Genomic DNA, 3,476 nt, shown 5'->3' with positions numbered 1-3,476 from the left:
CCCAAATATTCAGGTATCAAGTTTTCATTAGGACCTAGGAGGTACAGAATTAGCCTAGTACGTCCGCGCCACACCAGTAAATTGGCATTAACTACCAATAAATCCTCTTGCCAAATGGCATACATAACCTTGTAGAACAAACCGGGCTGATTATCAGCTTCAATCAAAATAGCTGGGAGATGGAAAACCGGATCGACATAGAATTCGGTTTCCACCTGCTTCAACCCCGCATCCAGATTAAATTCGACAGCCAGCATCTCCTCCACTTCAAAGCGCCCAGCCAAAGCCTCCCGAATCGCACGAGCGACATTTTCTCCAGTTTTGTTAGTCAAGGCTTTGCTACCACGGGAAACCACCAGTTTGATAAATACCAACATCGGTGGATTAATTTGACCATGGAGACTGAGACTGTGGATAGTCAGCCCGTAAGCCGCCAAAACCCCAAAAATGTCACTGAGGAGAAAAGACTGATTGCGATAGGCGAAATGCAAGGCACTTTTAGAGCCTTCTGGTTTAATCTCGATTACCACCCGCTTGCTTTTGTACAGTTTGTACGCCAGTCGGAGGTTTTGCAGTTGACTCTCAGAGCTGACAAACTGCTCATAAAACTCAGGAAACGCTCGGTTAAAGCGTTTCAGCAGTTCTAGTGTTGATGATTTCAAACCCGCAGCCATAAATAGGGGGAAGAGGCGTTTGCTTTTATTAAAAGCTTTTTGGGATACAACAGCCAAGTCAGCTTTTTGGAACGAACCTACCAAATCTGGTTAATCTCTCTTAACTACTCTTATTTAGCCTAAGTCTAGCTAAAGAATGTCTGACATTGAGTCTTGACCGATTGCTGAGATTTGGGAATAGGGTGGCATAGTTGTGTTATCATCAATTTCACGCTGGTTTTGACTAAATTCGTGGCGATTGATCCGATCGCCAGATTTTAAGTTTATGCCACTTCGGATCGGTATGGAAAAATCCAACATCCTTTCTTGAGACTGGGATACTCCTGGTGTGGTGACAACCCAAGGATAGTTATTGGCTGTACCTGTTGTGTTTAGGATAAACTGCTATGTAAGTTAGTTCTCGATCGCGCAGATGCTCTGATCCGCTCCGGCGGCAAGAAGCAGCTAGTTGTTGGGTATATTAGTATAAAAATGCGACAGCCAAATCGGCATGGGTTTTTGGAAAAGCTTTTTTGGTAGTGCTGAGACTGCCTCCATCCAGACAAGGTTGGAAGCAGACGGGGTTCCAGTGGTGAGCGATCGCGCTGACACCAGCACCCGCATATTTTTTAGCACGGAGAGAGACATCGATCTTTACGAGTTAGAAGAACTTTGCGATGCTGTGGGTTGGTCCCGCCGCCCCATGCGCAAAGTGAGGAAAGCAATTCAACACAGCTTCTTAGTTGTGTCTATGTGGCAACAGCGAGGTGTCACCAGACGGCTAATTGGTTTTGCTCGTGCTACCTCCGATCATGCCTTTAATGCCACAATTTGGGATGTGGTAGTTCACCCAGAGTTCCAAACCAAGGGACTAGGAAAGGCGTTAATGCGATACACGATTAAAAAACTTCGCAACGAGGATATTAGCAATATCACCCTATTTGCCGATCCTCATGTGGTGAATTTTTATCGGAGAATGGGATTTATGCCAGATCCAGAAGGGATCAAAGGCATGTTTTGGTATCCTGATTGAAATTTAGTTGCCCAGTTCCCTTGACAGAGTTGGCTTGATACGGTTAACTTAATAGAGTTAACTTTACACAAGAGAGGCGAAATCAGGTTATAATATCCCAGTACGGGGATGTAGAAGAGCTTACTAATGCACGGAATTTGCAGTTTTGATGAAACTTTGTAGGTACTGTGGCATAGAACAAGATGAAGAAAATTTCTCGATAGCGGCAATTGTCAGCGGCAAAACTTACAGACGGCACAAGTGCCGTTCCTGCAAGCAGTTGAGACAAAAAGAGCGCAGGCATGAAATATATGCTGGGTTTGCCGAATACAAGAAAACTTTATTTTGTACTAAATGTGGCTTCGCTGACTATCGCGCCTTAGACTTTCATCATCTTGACCCTGGAGAAAAAGATTTTGCCATAGCGGATTTTGTTTCTAGAGGTGCGTCATTAGCCAGGATCAAAGGGGAGATAGAAAAATGTGTTGTTTTATGCGCTAATTGCCATAGAATAGAACATTATAACTACGGGATGTAGCGCAGTTTGGTAGCGCACCGCATTTGGGATGCGGGGGTCGCAGGTTCGAATCCTGTCATCCCGATTAAAGAAAAAACTATATGCAATAAGGGTTCTGAGTATTGCTCAGGACTCTTGCTTTGTGTATTTAAACTAGAATCACGCAATTTATACTATAAAAATGTATAAAAGATAGTTTATAGTGTGGGGTACAACGGACAAGTCGTGGAACTATGTAAGATTAAACCGAGTCAGGAAACCTGACCGCTCAACCAAAGCAAAGACTGTTATAATTCATGCCTAACTATCGCCTAACTTAAACAGTAGAATCAATAGGTCTGACAAACAAATCAACGAGTAGAGCCGTACCCATCGCGTTCCTCAAGTATAACTATCAGGTAATTTCAATGAAATCATTAGTCCGCTTCAGTACAACATTAGGTTTAGTCTGTACTACCCTAATCGGTTCCTTATTTTCCGGGAATCTACGGGTAATGGCACTAACAGAAGAGCAAGTTATCTCAGCCCTAAGAACAGTGCCAGTCTTTATGATAGCTCAAGCAAATGGTATTCCTATCAGTCAGTGCGTGGCACCGGAAACAGGTGAACCAGGCAGTTGTGATGATAAGAAAACAGTAGTGGTAACTCCACTATTTATGAGTCCACAAGATGCTCAGACTGCTTTAACTCAGCTAAAAACCAGTCAACCAGAGGAAGCAAAAAACCTGCAGATTATGCCTAGATCTTTAGGGTTTATTTATAAACAATTAGAGGCAGCAAACAAAACCCAACAGCAGCGGATAGCCGTTGACTTTTTACCGAAGCAGCAACAAGTGAATGCAGCGCTCGCATTACTCCAACAGAGCGGTCAAAAAGTAGAGAGATTTCCTGGAGTCCCTCTATTTGTAGCAGTCGCAACAGTGGGAGATAAAAAAATATATCTGCCCGGACAAAACGGAGATCGCGAAGTAATTCCTTTATTCTTTGAAAAAGAAGAACTTCAAAAGAATTTGCAGGAAATAACAGCACAAAATCCTGAAATAGCAGCCAAAGTTTCAATAGAAGTAATTACCTTAGAAGATGTTATTGCCACTCTCAAAAACGATAACGATCCCGTTTTAGAGAAATTTTTCCTACAGCCATCTCAAGAAGCCGTGCAATTTATGCAATCAAACCCACCTTCTAATCAGTCTCCAAACCCCCGACGTTAAAATAGGGGAGTGGGGAGTAGGGAGTGGAGAGTTTTGAGTTTTGAGTTTTGTTAGCGCAGCGGGACGAAGTCCGTTTTGAGTTA

Annotated in this window: 5 protein-coding genes and 1 tRNA gene; 4 read left to right on the top strand and 2 right to left on the bottom strand. The window is 43.2% G+C overall.

Features of this window, described 5'->3' with window-relative positions:
* Positions 1-674: hypothetical protein (locus NJ959_RS27410; RefSeq protein WP_254014930.1), on the bottom strand; the 674-nt coding region annotated here is incomplete at its 3' end.
* A 129-nt stretch (positions 675-803) separates the two neighbouring features.
* Positions 804-974, bottom strand: a complete 171-nt coding sequence (locus NJ959_RS27405; RefSeq protein WP_254014929.1) for a hypothetical protein — start codon at positions 972-974, stop codon at positions 804-806.
* A gap of 190 nt (positions 975-1,164) precedes the next feature.
* Here NJ959_RS27405 and NJ959_RS27400 point away from each other — a divergent pair, with 190 nt between their 5' ends.
* The 4 genes from NJ959_RS27400 (at position 1,165) to NJ959_RS27385 (ending at position 3,393) form a co-directional block, all read left to right on the top strand.
* Positions 1,165-1,686, top strand: a complete 522-nt coding sequence (locus NJ959_RS27400) for a GNAT family N-acetyltransferase (protein ID WP_254014928.1) — start codon at positions 1,165-1,167, stop codon at positions 1,684-1,686.
* A gap of 148 nt (positions 1,687-1,834) precedes the next feature.
* Positions 1,835-2,203 carry a hypothetical protein gene (locus NJ959_RS27395; RefSeq protein ID WP_254014927.1) on the top strand — a complete coding sequence of 123 codons (369 nt, stop codon included), beginning with the start codon at positions 1,835-1,837 and terminating at the stop codon, positions 2,201-2,203.
* Positions 2,194-2,267, top strand: a tRNA-Pro gene (locus NJ959_RS27390). Before NJ959_RS27395 ends, NJ959_RS27390 begins: the two co-directional genes overlap by 10 nt.
* A 322-nt stretch (positions 2,268-2,589) precedes the next feature.
* Entirely contained in the window at positions 2,590-3,393 is an 804-nt protein-coding gene (locus tag NJ959_RS27385; RefSeq protein WP_254014926.1) for a Tic22 family protein, read from the top strand.
* Positions 3,394-3,476: the final 83 nt, after the last annotated feature.

The sequence above is a fragment of the Limnofasciculus baicalensis BBK-W-15 genome, from assembly GCF_024178385.1.
In the GTDB taxonomy this organism is placed as follows: Bacteria; Cyanobacteriota; Cyanobacteriia; order Cyanobacteriales; family Coleofasciculaceae; genus Limnofasciculus; species Limnofasciculus baicalensis.
Note: the sequence above shows the minus strand (reverse complement) of the source record. Positions and strands in the feature narration are given on the sequence as shown.